The 22,048-nt window shown below is 50.4% G+C and carries 21 protein-coding genes; all 21 read left to right on the forward strand.

Annotation, left to right across the window (positions count from 1 at the left end):
- Positions 1–23 precede the first annotated feature (23 nt).
- The 21 genes from tilS to ACOZB4_RS31950 all read left to right on the forward strand — a co-directional run bounded on the left by tilS (position 24) and on the right by ACOZB4_RS31950 (position 21,695).
- Positions 24–1,454 (forward strand): tRNA lysidine(34) synthetase TilS, encoded by a 1,431-nt coding sequence (tilS, locus tag ACOZB4_RS31850; RefSeq protein WP_379415530.1) that lies wholly within the window; start codon positions 24–26, stop codon positions 1,452–1,454.
- Between the two features lie 68 nt (positions 1,455–1,522).
- On the forward strand, positions 1,523–2,062 hold the full coding sequence (gene hpt / locus ACOZB4_RS31855; protein WP_076326696.1) for a hypoxanthine phosphoribosyltransferase: 540 nt from the start codon (positions 1,523–1,525) through the stop codon (positions 2,060–2,062).
- A gap of 99 nt (positions 2,063–2,161) precedes the next feature.
- On the forward strand, positions 2,162–4,237 hold the full coding sequence (gene ftsH / locus ACOZB4_RS31860; RefSeq protein WP_076326695.1) for an ATP-dependent zinc metalloprotease FtsH: 2,076 nt from the start codon (positions 2,162–2,164) through the stop codon (positions 4,235–4,237).
- A 229-nt stretch (positions 4,238–4,466) separates the two neighbouring features.
- Entirely contained in the window at positions 4,467–5,405 is a 939-nt protein-coding gene (gene nadA / locus ACOZB4_RS31865; RefSeq protein ID WP_098741232.1) for a quinolinate synthase NadA, read from the forward strand.
- A gap of 38 nt (positions 5,406–5,443) precedes the next feature.
- Positions 5,444–7,060 (forward strand): L-aspartate oxidase, encoded by a 1,617-nt coding sequence (gene nadB / locus ACOZB4_RS31870; RefSeq protein ID WP_379415523.1) that lies wholly within the window; start codon positions 5,444–5,446, stop codon positions 7,058–7,060.
- Positions 7,050–7,925, forward strand: coding sequence for a carboxylating nicotinate-nucleotide diphosphorylase (gene nadC, locus ACOZB4_RS31875; RefSeq protein WP_076326692.1), 876 nt, complete (start codon positions 7,050–7,052; stop codon positions 7,923–7,925). Before nadB ends, nadC begins: the two co-directional genes overlap by 11 nt.
- Positions 7,922–8,686, forward strand: a complete 765-nt coding sequence (locus ACOZB4_RS31880) for a type III pantothenate kinase (protein WP_379415519.1) — start codon at positions 7,922–7,924, stop codon at positions 8,684–8,686. The genes nadC and ACOZB4_RS31880 overlap by 4 nt, the downstream gene beginning before the upstream one ends.
- A gap of 57 nt (positions 8,687–8,743) precedes the next feature.
- Positions 8,744–9,628, forward strand: a complete 885-nt coding sequence (hslO, locus tag ACOZB4_RS31885) for an Hsp33 family molecular chaperone HslO (protein WP_379415517.1) — start codon at positions 8,744–8,746, stop codon at positions 9,626–9,628.
- Positions 9,629–9,648: 20 nt separating this feature from the next.
- Positions 9,649–10,584, forward strand: a complete 936-nt coding sequence (locus ACOZB4_RS31890) for a peptidylprolyl isomerase (protein ID WP_379415583.1) — start codon at positions 9,649–9,651, stop codon at positions 10,582–10,584.
- 427 nt (positions 10,585–11,011) lie between these two features.
- Positions 11,012–11,947, forward strand: coding sequence for a cysteine synthase A (cysK, locus tag ACOZB4_RS31895; RefSeq protein WP_076326688.1), 936 nt, complete (start codon positions 11,012–11,014; stop codon positions 11,945–11,947).
- Between the two features lie 270 nt (positions 11,948–12,217).
- Positions 12,218–13,882, forward strand: a complete 1,665-nt coding sequence (locus tag ACOZB4_RS31900) for an anthranilate synthase component I family protein (RefSeq protein ID WP_379415513.1) — start codon at positions 12,218–12,220, stop codon at positions 13,880–13,882.
- Position 13,883: 1 nt separating this feature from the next.
- Positions 13,884–14,465 carry an aminodeoxychorismate/anthranilate synthase component II gene (gene pabA / locus ACOZB4_RS31905; RefSeq protein WP_098741239.1) on the forward strand — a complete coding sequence of 194 codons (582 nt, stop codon included), beginning with the start codon at positions 13,884–13,886 and terminating at the stop codon, positions 14,463–14,465.
- Positions 14,462–15,349, forward strand: a complete 888-nt coding sequence (locus tag ACOZB4_RS31910; RefSeq protein WP_379415509.1) for an aminotransferase class IV — start codon at positions 14,462–14,464, stop codon at positions 15,347–15,349. Before pabA ends, ACOZB4_RS31910 begins: the two co-directional genes overlap by 4 nt.
- Positions 15,346–16,206 (forward strand): dihydropteroate synthase, encoded by an 861-nt coding sequence (gene folP, locus ACOZB4_RS31915; RefSeq protein WP_379415507.1) that lies wholly within the window; start codon positions 15,346–15,348, stop codon positions 16,204–16,206. The genes ACOZB4_RS31910 and folP overlap by 4 nt, the downstream gene beginning before the upstream one ends.
- Positions 16,207–16,243: 37 nt before the next feature.
- Entirely contained in the window at positions 16,244–16,606 is a 363-nt protein-coding gene (gene folB / locus ACOZB4_RS31920; protein ID WP_006207454.1) for a dihydroneopterin aldolase, read from the forward strand.
- Between the two features lie 7 nt (positions 16,607–16,613).
- Positions 16,614–17,162, forward strand: a complete 549-nt coding sequence (gene folK / locus ACOZB4_RS31925) for a 2-amino-4-hydroxy-6-hydroxymethyldihydropteridine diphosphokinase (RefSeq protein ID WP_076326683.1) — start codon at positions 16,614–16,616, stop codon at positions 17,160–17,162.
- Positions 17,114–17,320 carry a helix-turn-helix domain-containing protein gene (locus tag ACOZB4_RS31930; protein WP_076326682.1) on the forward strand — a complete coding sequence of 69 codons (207 nt, stop codon included), beginning with the start codon at positions 17,114–17,116 and terminating at the stop codon, positions 17,318–17,320. Before folK ends, ACOZB4_RS31930 begins: the two co-directional genes overlap by 49 nt.
- 223 nt (positions 17,321–17,543) lie before the next feature.
- On the forward strand, positions 17,544–18,575 hold the full coding sequence (dusB, locus tag ACOZB4_RS31935) for a tRNA dihydrouridine synthase DusB (RefSeq protein WP_339269239.1): 1,032 nt from the start codon (positions 17,544–17,546) through the stop codon (positions 18,573–18,575).
- Positions 18,576–18,785: 210 nt separating this feature from the next.
- Positions 18,786–19,262 carry a transcription elongation factor GreA gene (greA, locus tag ACOZB4_RS31940; protein WP_076326680.1) on the forward strand — a complete coding sequence of 159 codons (477 nt, stop codon included), beginning with the start codon at positions 18,786–18,788 and terminating at the stop codon, positions 19,260–19,262.
- A gap of 223 nt (positions 19,263–19,485) precedes the next feature.
- Positions 19,486–20,997 carry a lysine--tRNA ligase gene (gene lysS, locus ACOZB4_RS31945; protein ID WP_098741245.1) on the forward strand — a complete coding sequence of 504 codons (1,512 nt, stop codon included), beginning with the start codon at positions 19,486–19,488 and terminating at the stop codon, positions 20,995–20,997.
- A gap of 161 nt (positions 20,998–21,158) precedes the next feature.
- Complete coding sequence (locus ACOZB4_RS31950) at positions 21,159–21,695, forward strand: hypothetical protein (protein ID WP_379415501.1); 537 nt, start codon at positions 21,159–21,161, stop codon at positions 21,693–21,695.
- The last annotated feature ends 353 nt before the right edge of the window (positions 21,696–22,048 follow it).

Consider the following 22,048-nt stretch of genomic DNA (forward strand, 5'->3'; position numbering starts at 1 on the left):
GAGTTCATAAAGGGGACCTGGAAGTGAAACAGGATTATTTACGGACATTCGTCCAACATGTCGAGCGTACAGCCGCAGAGTTTGATCTGTGGTCAGAAGGCGATAGCATCGTGGTCGCTGTTTCCGGCGGGCCTGATTCCGTTGCGCTCCTGCACGTGCTGCATGAAATTTCTTTGCACCGGACACCGCTCCGATTGATCTGCGCCCATGTGCATCATGGGTTTCGGAAAGAGTCGGACCAAGAGGCGGAGATGGTGCGTGAACTGGCGGAGCGGCTCGGACTTCCATTTGAAACGGCGTTCATCGATATTCCTGCTTATATGGAAGAGAGCGGTAAGGGTGGGCAGGAGGCTGCAAGAGAGAAGCGTTATGAATTTTTGCTGCAAACGGCTCATAAATACAACGCGCGCTCCGTGGCACTGGCTCATCATGCTGACGATCAAGCCGAGACGGTGCTCATGAGGCTTCTGCGCGGGAGCGGCGTGTCCGGACTTGCCGGAATAAAATTTAAGCGCACGGAAAAAAAAGTGGAACTTATCCGCCCGTTCCTTCGTATGTACAAGGCGGATATCGTAGAGCTGTGCCGCGTATGCGGATTCCAGTATGCGGTGGATCACAGCAATCTACAGACGAAGTACCGCCGTAATGCGATTCGCCTGGAAGTATTGCCTTTTCTGGAACGATATAATGGGCAGTTCTCCTCCTCACTCAATCAGCTGGCCGAAATAGTCCAGCAGGAGGATGATTTTGTGGAGCTTGAAGCTGCGAAGCAATTTCGGAGTATGGTACAGGAGAACGATGGGAGGCTCGCTTTCGACGCGCCTTCCTTTTTGGGCTTACATGTCGCTTTACAACGGCGTTTGATTAAACTAATATTAAATTACCTGCCCTCAGACCAGGAAAACACCGATTTTGTCAAGATTGAAATGGTGCGCCATGGCATTCTTAACGATCAGCGAAGCAACTGGCGTCTGGATCTGGGTGACGGCATTACCTGTGTTCGTGAGTATGGAGTGATCCAGTTTGGGCCTAAGCCTCCGAATGAACAGGGACAGTACATATACATTCTTGATTCTCCTGATGTTTCGCAGCAGTATGTTAAGGAAATCGGAAAAATGCTGAAATTGTCGTCAATGACAGGAAGCGAAAGCCGGAACGGCTCCAGACCATCAGCCTTTGTGGCGGATTTTGATGCGGATGAGCTGAGGTTTCCCTTAACCTTGCGTAACAGACAGCCGGGGGACAAGATGAAGATCATGGGATTAAACGGAAGCAAAAAGGTGAAAGATATTCTCATTGATGAGAAAATCCCACCGTCTGTCCGTGCCCGGATTCCTATTCTTTGTGACGGTTCCGGCAGCATCGTGTGGATTCCAGGTGTACGACGTTCCGTTCACGCCGCTTGCGGGCGGCACACATCACGAGTTCTCCGGATGGAGCTATCGGATGCTTAAGGCAAGTGTAAAACGAAGAATGGCCCGTTTCACGCTTTCATAGTATAAACGTAGGAGGTCCACTTAAGTTGCAGAATGACATTCAGGAAATACTCATCAGTGAAGAAGAGATTCACGCAAAGATTAAGGAACTTGGTTCCAAACTCAGCGCCGAATATGTGGGACGCAATCCACTCGTTATTTGCGTTCTTAAAGGTGCATTTATTTTTATGGCCGACTTGGTCAAATCCATAACAGTACCTCTTGAGTTGGATTTCATGGCTGTATCCAGTTATGGGGCATCAACCAAATCCTCCGGCGTGGTGAAGATCATTAAAGATCTGGACGCATCCGTTGAAGGCAGGGATGTGCTGATTGTGGAGGATATTATCGACAGCGGTCTTACGCTGAGCCATTTGATTGAGCTTTTGAAGAGCCGTAAGGCAAACTCGGTGCGCGTTGTCACGCTGTTTGACAAGCCGGCACGCCGTACGGTGGATTTGCAGGCCGATTACACCGGATTCGTGCTGCCGGATGCTTTTGTTGTCGGATACGGGCTCGATTATGCCGAGCATTACCGGAACCTCCCCTACATCGGGATTTTGAAGCCGGAAATCTACAGCAGTTAAACCGCGGCAATGGGCTGCTATCAGAGTTCAGGGCCCTTTGTTGAGATGGCCAGACAGGCTGTGGTAAAATATCTTATGTGTCTTGAGAGGAGGTAGGGGATGAGTCGGTTCATCCGGAATTCTGGTTTTTATTTGATTCTATTTTTAGTCGTGGTGGGCATAGTACAATTCGTTACTAATGGCGGCGAGCAAGCCGATGCCCCTAGTTATAATCAACTGCGGCAGGAAGTCAAAGCTAACAACATAGAGGAAATGACGGTACAATTTGACGGTTACGCTTATCTGGTGACCGGTAAGTATAGGGAGATTTCCGAAGAGAAAAAATCGGAGAATTTCTCAACCTATATTCCTGCCACGGATGCAGCGATGCAAGAGCTGACTGCAGCCAGTGATAGCAACAACGTCAAACTGTCCGTGCAGCCAATGGAAGGCCAAAGCATTTGGCTGACATTGCTTTCATCCTTTATTCCGCTCATCATTATGTTTGTTCTGTTCTTCTTCCTGTTTAATCAGGCCCAAGGCGGCGGCGGCAAAGTGATGAACTTTGGTAAGAGCAAAGCCCGCTTATATAATGAAGAGAAGAAACGGATTACATTTGAGGATGTAGCCGGAGCAGATGAAGAGAAGCAGGAACTTGTTGAAGTTGTTGACTTCTTGAAAGATCCGCGCAAGTTTAACACGGTTGGCGCTCGCATTCCGAAGGGCGTTCTGCTTGTCGGTCCTCCGGGAACAGGTAAGACGCTCCTAGCTCGTGCCGTTGCTGGTGAAGCAGGAGTGCCATTCTTTAGTATTTCCGGTTCCGACTTTGTTGAGATGTTTGTCGGTGTCGGTGCTTCTCGTGTACGTGACTTGTTCGAGAACGCGAAGAAGAATGCACCATGTATCATCTTTATTGATGAGATTGATGCTGTGGGTCGTCAGCGTGGCGCCGGACTTGGCGGCGGTCATGACGAGCGTGAGCAGACACTCAACCAGTTGCTGGTTGAAATGGACGGTTTCGGAGCGAACGAAGGCATTATCATCGTTGCTGCGACCAACCGCCCGGACATTTTGGACCCGGCGCTTCTTCGTCCGGGACGTTTTGACCGTCAGATTACCGTAGATCGCCCGGATGTGAAGGGCCGTGAAGCCGTACTGAAGGTTCATGCACGCAACAAACCATTGACGAAGGATGTTAAACTTGACATCATCGCCAAACGTACAACCGGTTTTACAGGCGCCGATCTGGAGAATCTCCTGAACGAGGCCGCCTTACTTGCGGCTCGCCGCAACCGTAAAGATATCTCCATGCGAGAAGTGGATGAGGCGATTGACCGTGTTATCGTCGGTACGGAGAAACGCAGCCGCGTGATCAGTGATCGCGAGAAACGTATCGTAGCTTACCATGAAGCAGGTCACACCATTGTGGGTTACTTCCTTGAGCATGCGGATACGGTGCACAAGGTAACGATTATTCCTCGTGGCCGTGCCGGTGGATATGTCATCATGATGCCGAAGGAAGATCGGATGCTCGTGACGAAGCAGGAATTGCTGGATCGCGTAACCGGTTTGCTTGGCGGCCGTGTTGCTGAGGAACTGTTCATCGGTGAAATCGGAACCGGAGCATATAGTGACTTCCAACAAGCGACGGGCATTATCCGCAGCATGGTTGTGGAATACGGTATGAGTGAGAAGCTCGGACCGATGCAGTTCGGTACATCCCAAGGACAAGTGTTCCTTGGACGTGATATCGGACATGAGCAGAACTATAGTGATCGAATCGCTTATGAGATCGATCAGGAAATGCAGCGATTCATTAATGATTGCTATGAGAAATGTAAAGAGATCCTGAATAAGCATGCTAAAGAGGTTCACCTGATTGCGAACACGCTCCTCGAGATGGAAACGCTGGAGCTTGAGCAAATCAAGAATCTCATTGAGACCGGATCAGCTGAAGGCAACGGCAGTGGCGACGGTGAAGGAGAAGGTTCTACCGAGAATGGTGAACCGATCATCGACAACATTGGCGACGTGAAAGTTCGTATCCAAGGGAAAGAAGACGGCGAGCAGCCGACTTCCACGGAAGAAATTCCGAACAACCCGATGGATTCGAATGATCCAGGGCCGGAGCGAAAAGATTCCGAGCGCAAGGATCCTCCAGGCGGATCGGACAACGGTAACAGCAGCTTAACGTAATATTCGCTGATAAAACATCGAATACCGAATAAAATTGAAGAACCGGAGAACGATAATTCGTTTTCCGGTTCTTTTTGTGCTTTCTATCACATTGACAGGGGGCAGAACGAACGTGTACATTAGTTGTTAAATAAGGATGCGCATCCTTTCACAAAGGTGGAAACCATCCTGAAAGTCACATGGTCATCAGCGGCGAACCGCCGGACTACATAAAGGGAGAGGGTCGATCATGGAAGCTTTGGCACTGGAGCGTAAAGCAGAACAGAACCGTGAACTGCGTGAGCGGTTAATGCAATTGAAGAAGGAACGTAATGCAATCATTTTGGCTCATTATTATCAACGGGACGAAATACAAGAGGTCGCTGATTTCCGGGGGGATTCCTTCCTGCTCGCGCAGAAGGCAGCACAAACCGATGCTGAGGTCATCGTATTTTGCGGTGTGCATTTTATGGGCGAGAGCGCTAAAATTCTGGCACCGGGCAAGACGGTTCTTATACCGGATGAGCGGGCTGGCTGCCCTATGGCGGATATGGTGAACGTGGACGGACTTCGGAAGCTGAAAGCGCAGCATCCGAATGCGAAAGTGGTCACATACATCAATTCATCGGCTGAGATCAAAGCCGAAACGGATATCTGCTGTACGTCATCCAATGCCGTTAAAGTGATTCAGTCGGTGGATTCGGATGAAATTATATGGGTGCCTGATAAAAACCTGGGACATTATGTTCAGCAGCATACCGACAAGAAGCTTATTATCTGGGAAGGGTATTGCAACACGCATGACATGCTGACGGTTAAGGATGTTGTCGAGATGAAGGCCAAATATCCTCATGCGGAATTTGTGGTGCACCCGGAATGCCGTCCTGAGGTTGTAGCGATGGGCGATTTTGTAGGGAGTACCACCGCTATCCTGGAATATTGTAAAAATTCATCTGCCAAGGAGTTTATTGTAGGCACAGAGGATGGAACCGGATATCAGCTTCGATTGGATAGCCCGGATAAATCGTTCCACTTCGCTACGAAGTTCCTGGTGTGTCCGAATATGAAAGTGAATAACCTCAAAAAGCTGGTTAAAGCGTTGGAAACGATGAAGCCGCAAATTTATGTGCCGCCGGTCGTTGCAGAGAAAGCCAGAACTTCATTAGAGCGCATGTTACAAGTTAAGTAGCATGCGCTACTCTTTCGTGAAAAGACAGGTGAGGCATCGTGATACCGCAGTATTTAATTGATTTTGAGCTGAACGATCTTCCGGTCATTGAGACGGATGTCATCGTGATCGGTTCAGGCATTGCGGGTTTATATACGGCGATCATGGCAAGCGCGACTCAGAATGTGCTATTGATTACGAAGAAATCGCTGCTTGAAAGCAACACGCGTTATGCACAGGGAGGGATTGCAGCCGTAACAGCCGAGGATGACTCTCCGGCCTACCACCGGCAGGACACCCTCCTGGCAGGGGCGGGCCTATGTTCTTCTACCGCGGTGGATGTGCTTGTCAACGAGGGTCCGGTTGGTGTTCAAGAGCTGATTCGGCTCGGTACGATGTTTGATGTGGAGAATGGCGAGCTCGCACTCACCCAAGAAGGCGCGCACAGTCATCGCCGGATCCTTCATGCCAACGGGGATGCAACCGGATATGAAATCGTGCGTGCCCTTTCCATTCAGGTTGAAATGCTTCACAATGTAGAGGTGTGGGACGATCATTTTGTCATTGACCTGATTACCGAGCAGGGAGAGTGTCATGGCGTTTTAGTACAGATGCCGGACGGCAAACGGGTATTCGTACGTGGACGGGCGACGGTGATGTGTTCCGGCGGCGCCGGTCAATTGTACCGGTATACGACCAATCCGGAGGTTGCCACAGCGGATGGCGTTGCCATGGCTTATCGGGCAGGCGCAGAAATTCGGGATATGGAATTTATACAGTTCCACCCGACGGCGCTTAGTTATCCGGGGGCGCCCCGATTCCTTATATCAGAGGCGGTTCGGGGTGAAGGTGCCGTTCTTCGGAATATACGAGGGGAACGGTTCATGCCCAAATACCATGAATTGCTGGAGCTGGCGCCACGGGATATTGTAGCACGGGCCATTGTCAGTGAGATGGAAGCAACGGGGTCTACCTTTGTTTATCTGGATATTACCCATGAGTCGCCGGAGATGGTCAAACATCGATTCCCAACGATTTATGAAACCTGCATGCAATATGGACTCGATTTATCGTCAGATTGGATTCCGGTCTCCCCGGCTGCGCATTATATGATGGGGGGCATCAAAACCAATCTGCATGGCGAGAGCAGCGTGAAGCGTTTATTTGCTTGCGGGGAGGTATCGTCTACTGGTGTTCACGGGGCGAACCGTTTGGCCAGCAATTCGCTGTCGGAGGCGATTGTGTACGGCAGTCGTATTGTCGAGCGCATTAAGAGTCTGCCGGAACCCTCAGGAGATCCACTTCATGTATCATTCCATCTCGGTCGCAAGGACACCCCGTCCCAGGCAATGGTGGAAAAGCGCTTGAAGCTTCAGAAGGTGATGGTACGTTATGCAGGACTTCGGAGAAATCGGGATACTCTATTAAGAGCAGCAGAAGAGCTCGGCCGTCAGCTGCCATTGTTCCATTCGATGCTTTCCAAGCGTGAGGAATACGAGTTTGCCAACATGCTCACAGCATCCTTACTCGTGGTGCAGGGTGCGCTGGGTCGTGAAGAAAGCCGGGGAGCCCACTACCGTGAGGATTTCCCGGAGCGGAATGACAGCGTATGGCAGAAACATATTGTCCATACACGGGATCAAGAAATGACGGAGGAATTAAGCGATGATGTTTAACGGATACAACGATGGCCTTCTCCAGAGTATACGGACTTGGCTGCAGGAGGATATTGGGTCGGGGGACATTACGACTCTTACCACCATTGAGCCGGGTCATGAATCCAAGGGCGTTATCCATGCCAAGGAGGCTGGAATCGTGGCAGGGATGCCGGTAGCAGAGCTGGTATTCGAAACGGTTGATCCGTCGCTGACGTTTACGGCATTGGTTCGGGATGGGGACGAGGTTGAAAAAGGAACGGTTCTCGCTGAGGTGGAAGGAAGCACTCATCGTATTTTGACAGGCGAGCGTCTCGCTTTGAATTTGCTTCAGCGTATGTCGGGTATTGCAACAAGAACACGTTCATTTGTAGATGTACTCGAGGGATTGCCGACAAGATTGGTGGATACCCGCAAAACGACACCAGGCCACCGAATGCTCGAGAAGTATGCTGTTCGGGTTGGCGGCGGCGCGAACCATCGTTTCGGTCTGTACGATGCCGTTATGATTAAGGATAATCACATTAAGGGTGCAGGAGGAATCGCGCAAGCGGTCAGCCGGGCAAGAGCCCATATTCCACATACCATGACGATAGAAGTTGAAACCGAGAGCTTGGCGCAGGTGGAGGAGGCACTGGCTGCAGGCGCAGATATTATTATGCTGGATAACATGAGTCATGACATGATGGCGGAGTCTGTTCGAAGAATCAAGGCCAAGGCGCCTCATGTGCGGGTCGAAGCATCAGGGAACGTGACGCTGGAGACCGTACGCGGGATTGCCGAGACCGGGGTCGACGTGATATCCGTTGGTCGGCTTACTTATTCTTTCCATAGTCTCGATATCAGTCTGGATCTGAATGCGAAGAAAGGAGGGACAGAAGGTTGATTCTAGTTGTGGATGTAGGGAATACCAATATTGTACTGGGTGTGTATCAGGGGAAGAAGCTGCTGCATGATTTTCGAATCAGTACATCGCGTCAGTCCACCGTGGATGAATACGGTGTACTGATTCACAATTTGTTTCAAATGTCCAATATATTGGTAAGCCAAATAGAAGGCGTAATTGTTTCTTCCGTAGTTCCTCCTCTTGTACGTGTGGTCGAGGAGATGTGCAATAAATATATTGGCAAGACGCCCCTGATTGTAGGACCGGGGATCAAAACAGGACTGAATCTGCGGTATGAGAATCCGCGCGAGGTTGGCGCTGACCGGATCGTGAATGCAGTAGCAGCCGTCGAGCAGTACGGGGGGCCGCTGATTGTGGTGGATTTCGGTACGGCGACGACGTTTGATTGCATTGATGAGGCAGGCAATTATCTTGGCGGAGTGATTGTGCCTGGTATTGGCATTGCTACTGAGGCTCTGGTACAGCGTGCTTCCAAGCTTCCTCGCGTAGAGCTCGAAAAGCCGAAAAAAGTAATTGGGCGCAATACCGTACATGCCATGCAGGCAGGCATCGTTTTTGGTTATGCGGGACAGGTTGATGGCCTGGTCAAGCGTATAAAAGCCGAGATGGGTACGGACAATGTTAAGGTTATCGCTACCGGGGGAATGGCCGAGCTGATTGCCAGCGAAACGGAGTCCATTGAAGAGATTTCTCCCCTTCTGACATTAGAAGGCTTGCGTATTATTTATGAGCGTAACTAGAACCGCTATAAAACCGTTAGATATTACAAACAACTAGAAAGACAAGGAGGCCTCAAGATGGGTAATCAAAAAGACCGTTTGCTGCGGGGAACAGCATTAAACGGGAAAGTGCGGACATTTGCCGTTCGGACAACCGATTTGGTTGAAGAGCTTCGCCAAAGACATGATACGTTTCCTGTCGTCACAGCCGCTTTGGGCCGCACCGTGTCAGCAGCAGCGATGATGGGAGCTATGCTAAAAGGAGACGAGCGTCTTAGCATTCAAGTGCGAGGCGACGGACCGATCGGTTTGATTGCGGCGGAGAGTAATGCCAACGGCGAGGTCCGCGGATATGTCAAAAATCCGCATGTGGAGCTGACGAATATCCGTCCGGGTAAGATGGATGTTGCCGCTGCTGTAGGGACCACCGGCCATATTGATGTGATCAAGGATTTCGGGTTGAAGGAGCCTTACCGTGGCAGCGTACCGATTATTTCGGGCGAGCTCGCTGAAGACTTCACATACTATTTTGCCGTATCCGAACAGACCAACTCGGCGGTAAGCCTAGGCGTGCTGGTTTCACCGGATTATTCCGTGTCGAATGCGGGCGGCTTCATCATTCAGCTTCTCCCCGGCGTTACCGAGGATGAGATTGCGGAGCTTGAGCTTGCGCTGAGCAAGATTCCACCGATCACCGAGATGCTGGAAGAAGGACTGGAACTGGAAGACATCCTGAAACGAGTAGTTCCGGATGTGACCATTTTGGAGGAAATGGACGTGTACTTCAGCTGTGACTGCTCGCATGAGCGAGTGGAGCGCGCTTTGATCAGCTTGGGGCAGGAAGAGCTTGAGCAGATGATCGAAGAGGATGGCAAGGCCGAAGTTTCTTGTCATTTTTGCAATGAAAAATATACGTTCGATAGAGAACAGCTAAAATCCGTGCTAGAGCGGGCCAAATCTTAACGTTGGGATGAGCGACCGTGATGACGAGACAAGAGAAGGGATTGTGGGCGACCGTCATTGTCTTGACAGCATGCGTATTGGGTATGGGCGCCTGGATGCTGTTTTCCGGGAATTTATCGCAAGAGGCTTCACCACCTTGGAAAGATGGCTCCCAACCAGTTGCATCCATCCAGGACAGGGCGATTACCGAAGACGAGTGGGTTGACGAGCTAAAGAAGCGTTATGGCCGCGAAATGCTGATGACCATGCTGAATCGGCACGCCGTGGCTCTGGAGGCCAAAGCGAAGGATATTGATGTTATGCCGGCGGAAGTCGATGCAGAAATCGAAGTCATGAGCCACAGCTACGGTTCTAAGGAACGTTTCTTATCGGAAATGGAAGATCAGCTTGGCATTACGGAGAGTGAATTAAAGACAGAGACGATGTATCGGCTGCTGCTTGAGAAAATTGCGACTTCCGACGTACACATCGAAGAGCAGCAAATCGATTCGTATCTGGAACAGTACCCTGACCAATTTCGCCCCAAGAAGCAGTTGAATTTATCCATGATCGAGGTCGCTTCGGAAGATGAGGCAGAACGGGTCATGGATCGGCTGGAGAATGGAGAAGCTTTTGCGGATCTCGCGGCTCAGGTATCTCTCGATGAGTATACTCGCGAAGACGGCGGGCAGATCGGCTTGGTCGAGGAGGATGATCCCTTCTTGCCGCCGGCACTGCTGGATGCAGCTTCAACGCTTGAGCCCGGGGATATTGCGGGACCGATCTCACTCACAGACACCTATGCCATTGTTTATGTGAAGGAAATTATCGAGCCTAAGGCCCCGAGCGAGGAAAGTGTCCGCGAGGCGGTTCGTAAGCAGCTGGCCCTAGAGCAGTCGGTGTCTTTATCCGAACTGGAGCGTCAGCTTCGCGAGAAATACGAGGCCCGGATTAGCGCTGGTACGGTCACGTTGTAAATAGAAGAAGAACATGGAGAAAGCTCGCTGTGGCGGAGTAAGATGTGGCTGCAGGAGCTTTTTTTGCGTTGAAGGTTGCAAAAGGTTTTATTCACTGAGGAATGGTGGCTTTCTGAGCGTGCATGGCTAGAGACGAATTCGCGTTTCCTCGTTCGGGAGGCGGAGGAAAATCCACCTAGAAATGTTGATTTTCGAGGTGTGGGATATTGACAATGACACGTAACGTTGTTAAGATGAAGGTATAAAAACCTACCTTTTTACTCGGATATCAACAACCTCAATAATCAAGAATTAGAGTCTATATGCTGGCTCTGCTTTTCTTTCAACATCCAGACACCACAAATTTAATGATTCGACATTAGAATGTATAACACCATTATGGATTTACTAGTTTATTCAGATTCATATTTAGAGGAGGGCTTCATTCATGGCAAAAGTCGTAAACAATGTGACAGAATTAATCGGTGGAACTCCACTCGTCCGTTTGAACCGGATCGTACCGGAGGATAGCGCAGAGATTTATCTGAAGCTGGAATACCAGAACCCGGGTGCAAGCGTTAAAGACCGGATCGCGATCAGCATTGTGGAAGAAGCGGAGAAGGACGGGCGTTTGAAGCCGGGCGATACCATTATTGAAGCAACAAGTGGTAATACAGGTATTGGTCTAGCTATGGTGGCAGCTGCCAAAGGCTACAAAGCGGTTATCGTTATGCCTGAAACCATGAGCTTGGAGCGCCGCAACCTGCTGCGTGCCTATGGCGCGGAACTGGTACTGACACCGGGATCGGAAGGAATGAACGGTGCGGTTAAGAAGGCGGAAGAAATTCTGAAGGAAAATGCCGGATTCTTTATGGCCGATCAATTTAATAACCAAGCCAACGTGAAAATCCACCGTGAAACAACAGGTCCGGAAATCGTTGAAGCGATCCAATCCATCGGCGGTTCCTTAGATGCGTTCGTGGCAGGTATCGGAACAGGCGGAACGATTACAGGGGCGGGCGAAGTGCTGAAAGAGCAATTCCCTGATATTAAGGTCATTGCAGTTGAGCCTGCTGCATCGCCAATCCTTGCCGGAGGCAAACCAGGTCCTCACAAAATCCAGGGCATTGGCGCAAACTTCATTCCTGAAATTTTGAACCAAGAAGTCTACGATGAAATCGTTCATGTCGAGAATGACGATGCCTTTGAAACCTCCCGCCGTGTGGCGAAGGAAGAAGGCGTTCTTGGCGGTATTTCCTCTGGTGCGGCTGTATATGCGGCATTGAAGGTTGCCAAAGAGCTTGGTAAAGGCAAGCGGGTGGTAGCCGTGATCCCAAGTAATGGAGAACGTTACCTGAGCACGCCGCTCTATAACTTCGAGTAACGAGTAAGATGATATTGTAATATGCGCGCATGGCCTCACCTCATCTGTGTGAAATAATGCGTGACAAGGAAGGAGCCTTCAATGTGTTTTTATAGCATTGAGGGCTTTTTGCGTATACTATTCCCTAAGATAACGCTTTATTGGAATCCACGGGATGACCGCTCCAAAAATTATTGTTGGACGAGCTTCTATTTAGGGTTTTCAAGAGAAGCGGGATACAGTATACTGACAGGCAACAGTAAGGCTTTTGATGACTAAGGGAGGATCGGCATGGAGAGAAGAGTGGAGCTGGCCCAGTGGCAGGTATGGGCTAAAGAGGGCTGGTCCGTCGTTCCCTATCTGGTTCAATATAAAGGAGCAACAAGAGGGTTACCCCTGTCATGGAGACATGCATGGAAAGCGGCATCGCCGTATGCCTTTGTGCTGGAGAGCGGTAAGGGCGGACGCTATACGTATCTTGGATTGCGGCCAGTGTCCATTCTGCAGGGGAAGGGAAGCTATGGAGAGATCATAGAGCTGTCGGGGGATTCGCGAACGCAGGTAACGGGAAAGCCGCTGCATCTGTTAGAGCAGTGGATGAAAGAATGGCGGGCTCCCCGTGTTCCGGGCTGGCCGGACTTTCGCGGAGGCTGCGCCGGTTTTCTAAGCTACGATGTAATCCGATCGATTGAGCAGCTCCCCAAGATAGCCAAAGATGAGCCGGGGTTCCTGGATTATATGTGGATGCGCATGGAAGAGATCTGGATCTATGATCATACAGATGACAGCATCTACTGTTCGGTACATGTCCCTCTGCCTTGGGCATTCGGGACCGGGGAAGTTTCGGAGGAAAAGGCGGCATCCGGTGCTTCTGTTGATGCATCCAGAGGTTCGGTGCTTTCAACCGATCAAGAGAAGCTATTGCAGGAGTTATATGATCGGGCTGTCGTAAGGGCTGAATCGATGCTGTTCCAATGGAATCAAATGTTTGGAACAGTCGTAGGGAACGGCTCGGAGTCCGAAGATGAGCACGTACGGCAGGAACGATGGAAGAAAGCGCAAGAGCTGTCAGGGCCGAATGTCGAGATTTGGGATCGGCTGGAGATTGATTTTACGCAGGAAGCGTTCGAGCAGGCGGTACGCTCGATTCAAGAATATATTCGGCAGGGTGATGTATTTCAGGTCAATTTGTCTCTGCGCCGTCATTTGCAACTGCATGCGGACCCCGCGGATATTTATGAGTGGCTGCGTATCCTGAATCCGTCGCCGTATATGGGGTATTTATCCTCGCCGGGCTTCAGCTTGGCTAGCGGCTCACCGGAATTGCTGGTGAAGCTGGATGGCGATGTCGTATCTGCACGACCGATTGCGGGAACTCGGCGCCGGGGAAGCAATCCGGAAGAGGATGCGGCAATGGAAGCGGAACTGCTTGGCAGCGAGAAAGAACGGGCGGAGCATATTATGCTGGTCGATTTGGAGCGTAATGACATTGGCCGCATTGCCGCATACGGATCCGTGCATGTTCCGGAGCTGATGACTGTCGAGAGGTACTCTCACGTGATGCATCTGGTGTCACAAGTAGAAGGGCGGATTGCAGAGGGCAACCATGCACATGATGTCATTGCGGCAGCGTTCCCCGGCGGCACCATTACAGGCGCACCCAAAATCCGGACCATGGAGATCATCGAAGAGCTGGAGCCCGTGACGCGGGGGCCCTATACCGGCTCCATGGGCTGGATCGATTATAATGGTGATATGGAGCTCAACATTATTATTCGGACCCTCGCCGTAAAGGATGGGGTCGGCTATATTCAGACGGGTGCGGGGATTGTCATTGACTCCGATCCGTACCGGGAATACAGGGAGTGTCATAACAAGGCAAAGGCTTTGATTGCTGCACTGATATGCAGTGAAGAAGAAGCGGCAGTGTTGTCCGCGAATATAGGGGGGAACTAATATGATACTTGTCATCGACAATTATGATTCGTTTACGTATAACCTGGTTCAATATTTGGGTGAGCTCGGCGAGGAAGTGAAGGTTTACCGGAATGATGAGATCGACATCGCTGGCATCGAGGCATTGGCCCCGGACCATATCCTGATATCTCCGGGACCGTGCACGCCGAATGAAGCCGGCATCAGTCTGGATGTTATTTCGCATTTCAAGGGTGTGATTCCGATCTTCGGCGTCTGCCTCGGCCATCAGGCGATCGGGCAAGCCTTTGGCGGCAACGTGATTCGTGCGGAGCGCCTGATGCACGGGAAAACATCCGCGATCCAGCATACGGGCGGCTCGGTCTTCGAAGGCTTACCGGTTCCGTTCACCGCAACGCGCTATCACTCGCTGATCGTTGAGAAGGAAACTTTGCCGGATGAGCTGGAGATTACCGCCTGGACCGAAGAGGGCGAAATCATGGGGCTTCGGCATAAACAATATCCCATAGAAGGGGTGCAGTTCCATCCGGAATCCATCATTACGGACCATGGCCATCAAATGCTGCGCAATTTCTTGAAGCGTACAGCTGGCACCAAAGCATGAAGTATATTGGCATGAACGGCGGCATCGTTGAAGCTGCCGAAGCTGTCATACCTGTAATGGATCACGGTCTTCTGTACGGAATGGGGTTATTCGAGACCTTTCGCACTTACGAGGGGAAGCCTTTTTTAATAGAGCGGCACTTGAGCCGGCTCATGAACAGCTGCCGGGAGCTCGGGATCGTCCACAGGGCGGATGCTGAGAGGATCAGCCGCTGGATATCGGAACTGATGGAGGCCAATGGTCTCCAGGATGCTTATATCCGGTATACTGTAACGGCAGGAGAGGGATTGCTCGGTTTGCCTGCTGGCGATTATTTGAAGCCTTCCGAGATTTTATTCGCCAAAGAGCTGCCGGCCGCAAACGAAATGCTTTACGAGAAAGGCAGAGCCATGCGGAGGCTGTCCCTTCCGCGAAACACACCGGAATCCTCGGTTCGGCTGAAATCTCTGCATTATATGAACAATATACTCGCAAAGCGGGAATCGGCCGAATACCCCAGCCACTCGGATGGTCCGACAGAGGGGCTGATGCTAACGGCGGCCGGGGAAGTGGCGGAGGGCATTGTCAGCAATGTCTTTTTTGTCAAAGCGGGTCGTGTATATACGCCTGACGTAAGTACGGGCATTTTGCCGGGGATTACCCGGGCGGTGGTGATGGAATTGGCTGCCGATCTTGGGATGGAAGTCGAAGAAGGCCGTTACAGCTGGGAGTTTTTCACTGGAGCGGATGAAATATTTACGACCGGTTCTGTGCAGGAGATTGTTCCGGTTACGACGTTGATTGGAGCTGAAGGCGAGACTCTAGTTATTGGACAAGGATTGGCCGGTCCGATAACCCGTACATTTCTGAGCGCATATAGAAGGAAAGCAGGGCAAAAGGCATGAAAACAACGATTTACGAACGTGAATATCGGCTGAGCAAGGATGCTGTGTTAAAGCTCGGTCAATCCACGCTCATTATGGGCATATTGAATGTGACACCGGATTCGTTCTCCGACGGAGGTCGTTATCACGACACGGAGCGGGCGGTCGAGCACGCGCTTCAACTGGTGGAAGAGGGAGCTGACATCATCGATATCGGCGGAGAATCGACGCGTCCAGGCCATGAGCCGGTTGGAACTGAAGAGGAGCTCGCCCGCGTTATCCCGGTTATAGAAGCCATCCATCGGCATGCGCCGCATATTCCATTATCAATTGACACGTATAAAGCGGAAGTTGCGCGTCAGGCTATTGGAGCGGGCGCTCATATCATAAATGATATTTGGGGCTTTAAAGACGACGCGGATATGCCCAAGACAGCGGCAGAACTCGGATGTCCCGTGATTTTGATGCACAATCGCCGCGATCGGAATTACATCAATCTTATCGAGGACGTAAAGCGCGATTTACTGGAAAGTGTCGAAATTGCGAGGGCTGCAGGTGTGCAGGATCAGCATATTTTGCTCGATCCGGGTATCGGGTTTGCCAAGGACTATGACGAGAACATGAAAGTGATGGCCTCCCTCGATCAGCTTGTAGGGCTTGGGTTTCCGGTGCTGCTGGCTACCTCCCGCAAAAGGTTTATCCAGACCACACTTGGCGCCCCGGCGCAAGATGTACTCGAAGGAACGGCCGCTACGGTGGCTTACGGGATTGCGCAAGGCTGCCAGATCGTTCGTGTGCATGACGTGTTGCATATGAAACGGACAGCGAAGATGTGTGATGCCATGACTTACGCTTCAACGGAGCTTACACGTATATAATTTTTTCGGGACAAAGGATGGAAGGGCGGAGTACGAGATGGATAAAATGATACTGAGCCGCATGGAATACTACGGCTACCACGGTGTGTTTGAGGAAGAGCGCAAGCTGGGTCAACGATTCTATGTGGATCTGGAGCTGGAGATGGATTTGAGCAAAGCTGCGAAGACGGATGACCTGACGTTAACGGTAAATTATGCCGAGATTCATGATCTCTTGCTGGATATTATGCGGACGGAGTCGTTCCGCCTGATTGAAGCTTTAGCGGAGCATATTGCATCTAAGGTATTGGACACTTATACTATTATCGATGCTTTAACGGTCCGATTGACGAAGCCGCACCCGCCTTTTGACATTCATTTTGAAGGTGTGACCATTGAGCTGCACCGGACCAGGAAGTGAGACGATCATGAATTCACACGCCACCTCTGAGTGTTCAGAGGCTTATATTGCTTTAGGGGCCAATTTGGGAGACCGCGAGGGCAACCTGATGGAGGCTTTAGAACGGTTGGACGAAGTACCTGGCATATCGGTAGAGCGCGTATCCAACTTGTATGAAACCGAGCCGGTCGGCTATGTGGATCAACCGATGTTTCTTAATATGGCCACAGCCGTGTCGACATCGCTGAGTCCGCATGAGCTGCTAGCCGAAATGCAGCGAATTGAAAAACAGCTCGGACGGGTCCGTCATATTCATTGGGGGCCGCGGACGGTGGACTTGGACCTGTTATGGATGGAAGGACGCCGTCTGGATACGCCGGACCTTGTTCTGCCGCACCCCCGTATGCAGGAACGGGCTTTTGTGCTCAGACCGCTGGCCGATATCGTATTTGAGCTCGAACCTTCAGGTCTGTACCCTGTAGTGAAGACAGCACTTGAGAACCTGGAAGGAAAGGAAGGAATACAGCTTTGGAAAACAAGCAGCTGGCGCAGCGTATCCGCGCTTTCCGAAAATTGAAGGGTTTAACCCAGCAAGAGCTCGCCGAGCGAACCGGTATTTCACTGGCCGTCCTTGGTGCGATTGAGCGGGGGAACCGCCGTGCCGAGGAGCAGATGCTGGCTCAGATTGCGGACGTGCTGGAGATTACATTGCAGGAGCTTAAGGAACGGAGCTAGAACATTTGAATAGAAAAGCCGGTGCAGGTTTATTTTCATTAAACCCGGCCATTAATATAGGATGATGCTTCTGGATGCGATCTACAAGACATGTAATTTTTGCGGACTGGACGAGGGTGCGATTCATGAGTATGATGGGTTGGTTTGAAACTTATGGATCACTTGCACGATAACCGGGATCTTTCAACTATAAATATCTGAATATAAAGGGGTGACACATAAAATGGACAAGTTGCAAATCGGAAACATCGAGATGAAGAACCAAGTGGTTCTGGCGCCCATGGCAGGCGTGTGCAACCCAGCGTTCCGCTTGATTGCTAAGGAATTTGGTACCGGTTTGGTTTGCGCCGAAATGGTGAGCGGCAAGGCCATTGTTCACGGGAACAAGCGCACCCAGGAGATGCTGTTCGTCGACGAGCGGGAGAAGCCGCTGAGCCTGCAAATTTTTGGCGGTGACCGTCAATCCTTGGTGGAAGCGGCCAAAGTTGTCGATCAGCAAACCAATGCCGACATCATCGACATTAACATGGGCTGTCCTGCACCGAAGGTAACGAAGGTTGATGCGGGTGCGCGCTGGCTTCTGGATTCGAACAAAATCTATGAAATGGTAGCGGCCGTTGTTGATGCCGTGAACAAACCGGTCACGGTGAAGATGCGCACAGGCTGGGATAGCGATCACATCTATGCTGTCGAAAATGCACAAGCTGTCGAACGCGCGGGCGGTCAGGCGGTCAGCGTTCACGGACGTACGCGCGAGCAGCTCTACACCGGGCACGCGGATTGGGACATCATTCGCCAAGTGAAAGAAGCCGTCGCCATTCCGGTTATCGGTAACGGCGATGTGGTGACGCCGGAGGATGCTCGCCGAATGCTGGATACGACAGGCTGCGATGGTGTCATGATCGGCCGCGGAGCGCTGGGGAACCCATGGATGCTGTATCGTACCGTTGAGTACCTGAAGACAGGCCAGCTGCTGCCAGATCCGGCTCCGCAGGAGAAAATCCGGATTGCCATTCTGCATATGGACCGGTTGATCGCTCTGCGCGGCGAAGCGGTTGCGGTACGGGAAATGCGCAAGCATCTTTCCTGGTATTTGAAAGGGCTGAAGGGATCCGCTCGCATTAAAGATATGATTATGGAAGAAACGAAGCGCGACGAAATGGTGAACCTTCTGAACAACTTTGTGAACAATCTGGAGGCCCAAGAAGAATCGACAAAAAGTGTATACCCTCAAGCCGTTGCGGCGATGGGATAATTAGGGGTGCAGGCTGTTAATGGGTGCGTGTATGCGACATTCGTAACAGCCTTTGCGCGCATTGACTTTTTGAAATGGTTCCCATATAATCTTTCAGTATAAATTCAAGAAATTGAGCAGGCATCAGAGGGAAGTTCTGATCCCCAAGAATTCGCATATAGTATGTTGATACCGTGGTTTAAATTATTTACATGACAGGAGAATCGGTTAATGAGCGATAAAGAAGTCATTCTTACCCAGGACGGTCTGAAGAAACTGGAGGACGAACTTGAGAATCTAAAGTCTGTAAAACGCCGCGAAGTGGCTGAGCGGATTAAAGTTGCCATCGGATATGGTGATATTAGTGAAAACTCCGAATATGAAGACGCCAAGAACGAGCAAGCCTTTATCGAAGGCCGGATTATAACGCTGGAGAAAATGCTCCGCAATGCGCGCATCATCAACAATGATGATATCAATACCGATGTCGTCGGCGTGGGCAACACGGTGATCGTAGAGGATTTGGAATTCGGCGACACGATGCAATATACCATTGTAGGTACGGCTGAATCGGATCCGCTTAACAACAAGATCTCTAACGAGAGTCCTGTCGGCAAAGCGATTATTGGCAAGCAAAAAGGATCGGTTGTAGATGTTAACGTTCCTGCGGGCGTTATTCAATATAAAATTGTAGACATTAAGAAGTAAGTCGGAATGTGGTGTAGAAAGCTTCCTTCGGGGGGCTTTTTTAAATAGGCAAGGCTGTGTTGAGGGCTTAATGGGTTAATGGCATGTCTTGAATGGCTGCCCTACCGTTAAGTCCTAACCGAATGTGTACAAGTGTTCAAGGGCTGTCCGGATCATCTATGGGTGGCGGCGTTTAATGCTGTTGGGGATTACGATGGAAGTGAAATGAAGGAGATGAATGACGATGACGGAAGAAATGAATAACCAGGAACAAGAACAGGAGTTAAGTGAGCTTTTGCAAATCCGCCGCAACAAATTGGACGAGCTTCGCAAGCTGGGCATCGATCCGTTTGGCGGAAAATATGAAAGAGAACATCACGCAGGTGATATTCTGAAACAGTATGACGAGCTCTCCAAGGAAGAACTGGAAGAGAAGCAGGTGGAAGTGAACCTGGCTGGCCGGATTATGGCGAAGCGTGGCATGGGCAAGGCTTCTTTTGCTCATATTCAAGATTTGAGCGGCCGGATTCAGATCTATGTTCGCCAGGATTCGATTGCAGAAGCGCAATATGAAGCATTCAGCATCCTTGATCTGGGTGACATCATCGGGGTCAAAGGGGTCTTGTTCAAGACCAAAACCGGTGAAACCACCATTAAAGTGAAGGAACTGGAGGTTCTTTCGAAGTCGCTTTATCCGCTCCCTGAGAAATTCCATGGTTTGAAGGATGTGGAACTCCGTTACCGTCAGCGTTATGTCGACCTGATTATCAACCCAGATGTACAGAAGACCTTCATTGCCCGTTCCCGTATTATTCAATCGATGCGCCGTTACCTGGATTCCCAAGGCTATCTTGAAGTGGAAACCCCGACTTTGCATTCGATCGCTGGTGGTGCGGCGGCACGCCCATTCATTACGCATCATAATGCGCTGGATATGGAGCTGTATATGCGGATCGCGATTGAGCTTCACCTGAAGCGTCTGATCGTGGGCGGATTGGAAAAAGTGTATGAGATTGGCCGCGTATACCGGAATGAAGGGATCTCTACCCGTCATAATCCGGAGTTCACGATGATTGAGCTCTATGAAGCCTATGCGGATTATAAAGATATTATGGCACTGACCGAGAATATGATTGCCCATATTGCCCAAGAGGTGCTGGGTACACAAGTGATTTCCTATCAAGGGCACGAAGTTGACCTGACGCCACAATGGCGTCGTGTATCCATGGTTGATGCCGTAAAAGAAGTAGTCGGCGTTGACTTTAGTGTTGACATGTCCAATGAGGAAGCGCATCGTCTTGCAAAAGAACATAAAGTTCCGGTAGAGCCGCATATGACATTCGGCCACATCTTGAACGCGTTCTTTGAGCAATTCGTTGAAGAGACACTGATTCAGCCGACGTTCGTAACCGGTCATCCGGTTGAGATTTCGCCGCTGGCGAAGAAGAACGACGTGGATCCGCGGTTCACGGATCGCTTTGAGCTGTTTATCGTGGCACGTGAGCACGCGAACGCCTTCTCGGAGCTCAATGATCCGATCGACCAGCGTCAGCGTTTTGAAGCGCAGATGAAGGAAAAAGAACAGGGCAATGACGAAGCGCACGAGATGGATGAAGATTTCTTGCGTGCACTGGAGTATGGCATGCCGCCAACAGGCGGACTTGGTATCGGGATCGATCGTTTGATCATGCTTCTTACGAATTCCCCATCCATTCGTGATGTCTTACTGTTCCCGCACATGCGTAATAAGGAGTAGCAGCGTTTGCTCCATTAATAGATTGTGGAAGAGGCAGTCGGCTATAGATCTCTATAGTCGGCTGCCTTTTTTTGTATGGTGATCCCGATTCTCTCTTGTTCTGAGAATAAAGCTGTGCTACATTTATTTAGCACGTATGTATTAAATAAGGAGGCCGGCGAATGATTGGAGCTTTTATTATTGGATGTGAAATTTTATTCTGGGTATTTGTTCTCGCTGGATTAAGTGCAAGATATTTGCTTGGAATGAAAAGAACGGGCGGAATACTGCTGCTGTGTACGCCGATCATCGACTTATTATTGATAGCCGTAACCATGATAGATCTGCGTGGCGGGGCAGAGGCCGGATTCATGCATGGGCTGGCAGCTGTATACATCGGGGTGACGATTGCTTTTGGGCATCGGATGATCCAATGGGCGGACGCCCGGTTTGCTCACCGATTTGCAGGTGGTAAGAAACCGGAGCCAGCCCCGAAACATGGAGCGGCTCGCGCCAAGCGTGAACGCCAGGGGTGGTATCGCCATGTGTTGGCGTGGATGATAGGAGTTATATTGCTTGGCGTTATGATTGTTGTGGTTGGGGAACCAGAACGAACGGAGCAGCTAAAGGCGTTGATCTTGCAATGGGCCGTGATCCTGGGAATTGACTTCATATATAGCTTCAGCTATACCTTCTGGCCTAAGAAGCAGGCAGGGTAAATGGAGATACTGAATACCTAGTATATAGTAAGTAAGTAAATGAATGTATGATTTTACCTTATTATTAATTTGTCAAAAGGGTTGCATATTGGCGAATGCCATGGTATATTATATTCCCGGCCAAGAAATACGGTCGAAACAATCGCTTGAGACAACAAGCCAAAATGAATTTGAAAAATAAATTCAAAAAAAGCTTGCAACGAACGAGCGGATGTGATAAGATATAAGAGTTGCTAACGGGATAAAATGTTGGCGGCAAACGAAGAAGTTGATCTTTGAAAACTGAACAACGAGTGAGTAAAACGAACCACTTAGGTGGGACGTTGAAATAGAGAATTGAACAAATTCTCGTC

The sequence above is a fragment of the Paenibacillus sp. NPDC058898 genome, assembly GCF_049316025.1.
GTDB lineage: Bacteria > Bacillota > Bacilli > Paenibacillales > Paenibacillaceae > Paenibacillus_AQ.

Bases quoted from the DNA above. Each gene is read 5' to 3' on its own strand.
- ftsH (WP_076326695.1), top strand. From the start codon at position 2,162: ATGAGTCGGTTCATCCGGAATTCTGGTTTTTATTTGATTCTATTTTTA.
- nadA (WP_098741232.1), top strand. From the start codon at position 4,467: ATGGAAGCTTTGGCACTGGAGCGTAAAGCAGAACAGAACCGTGAACTG.
- nadC (WP_076326692.1), top strand. From the start codon at position 7,050: ATGATGTTTAACGGATACAACGATGGCCTTCTCCAGAGTATACGGACT.
- hslO (WP_379415517.1), top strand. From the start codon at position 8,744: ATGGGTAATCAAAAAGACCGTTTGCTGCGGGGAACAGCATTAAACGGG.
- ACOZB4_RS31890 (WP_379415583.1), top strand. From the start codon at position 9,649: ATGACGAGACAAGAGAAGGGATTGTGGGCGACCGTCATTGTCTTGACA.
- cysK (WP_076326688.1), top strand. From the start codon at position 11,012: ATGGCAAAAGTCGTAAACAATGTGACAGAATTAATCGGTGGAACTCCA.
- ACOZB4_RS31900 (WP_379415513.1), top strand. From the start codon at position 12,218: ATGGAGAGAAGAGTGGAGCTGGCCCAGTGGCAGGTATGGGCTAAAGAG.
- pabA (WP_098741239.1), top strand. From the start codon at position 13,884: ATGATACTTGTCATCGACAATTATGATTCGTTTACGTATAACCTGGTT.
- ACOZB4_RS31910 (WP_379415509.1), top strand. From the start codon at position 14,462: ATGAAGTATATTGGCATGAACGGCGGCATCGTTGAAGCTGCCGAAGCT.
- folP (WP_379415507.1), top strand. From the start codon at position 15,346: ATGAAAACAACGATTTACGAACGTGAATATCGGCTGAGCAAGGATGCT.
- folB (WP_006207454.1), top strand. From the start codon at position 16,244: ATGGATAAAATGATACTGAGCCGCATGGAATACTACGGCTACCACGGT.
- folK (WP_076326683.1), top strand. From the start codon at position 16,614: ATGAATTCACACGCCACCTCTGAGTGTTCAGAGGCTTATATTGCTTTA.
- dusB (WP_339269239.1), top strand. From the start codon at position 17,544: ATGGACAAGTTGCAAATCGGAAACATCGAGATGAAGAACCAAGTGGTT.
- greA (WP_076326680.1), top strand. From the start codon at position 18,786: ATGAGCGATAAAGAAGTCATTCTTACCCAGGACGGTCTGAAGAAACTG.
- lysS (WP_098741245.1), top strand. From the start codon at position 19,486: ATGACGGAAGAAATGAATAACCAGGAACAAGAACAGGAGTTAAGTGAG.
- ACOZB4_RS31950 (WP_379415501.1), top strand. From the start codon at position 21,159: ATGATTGGAGCTTTTATTATTGGATGTGAAATTTTATTCTGGGTATTT.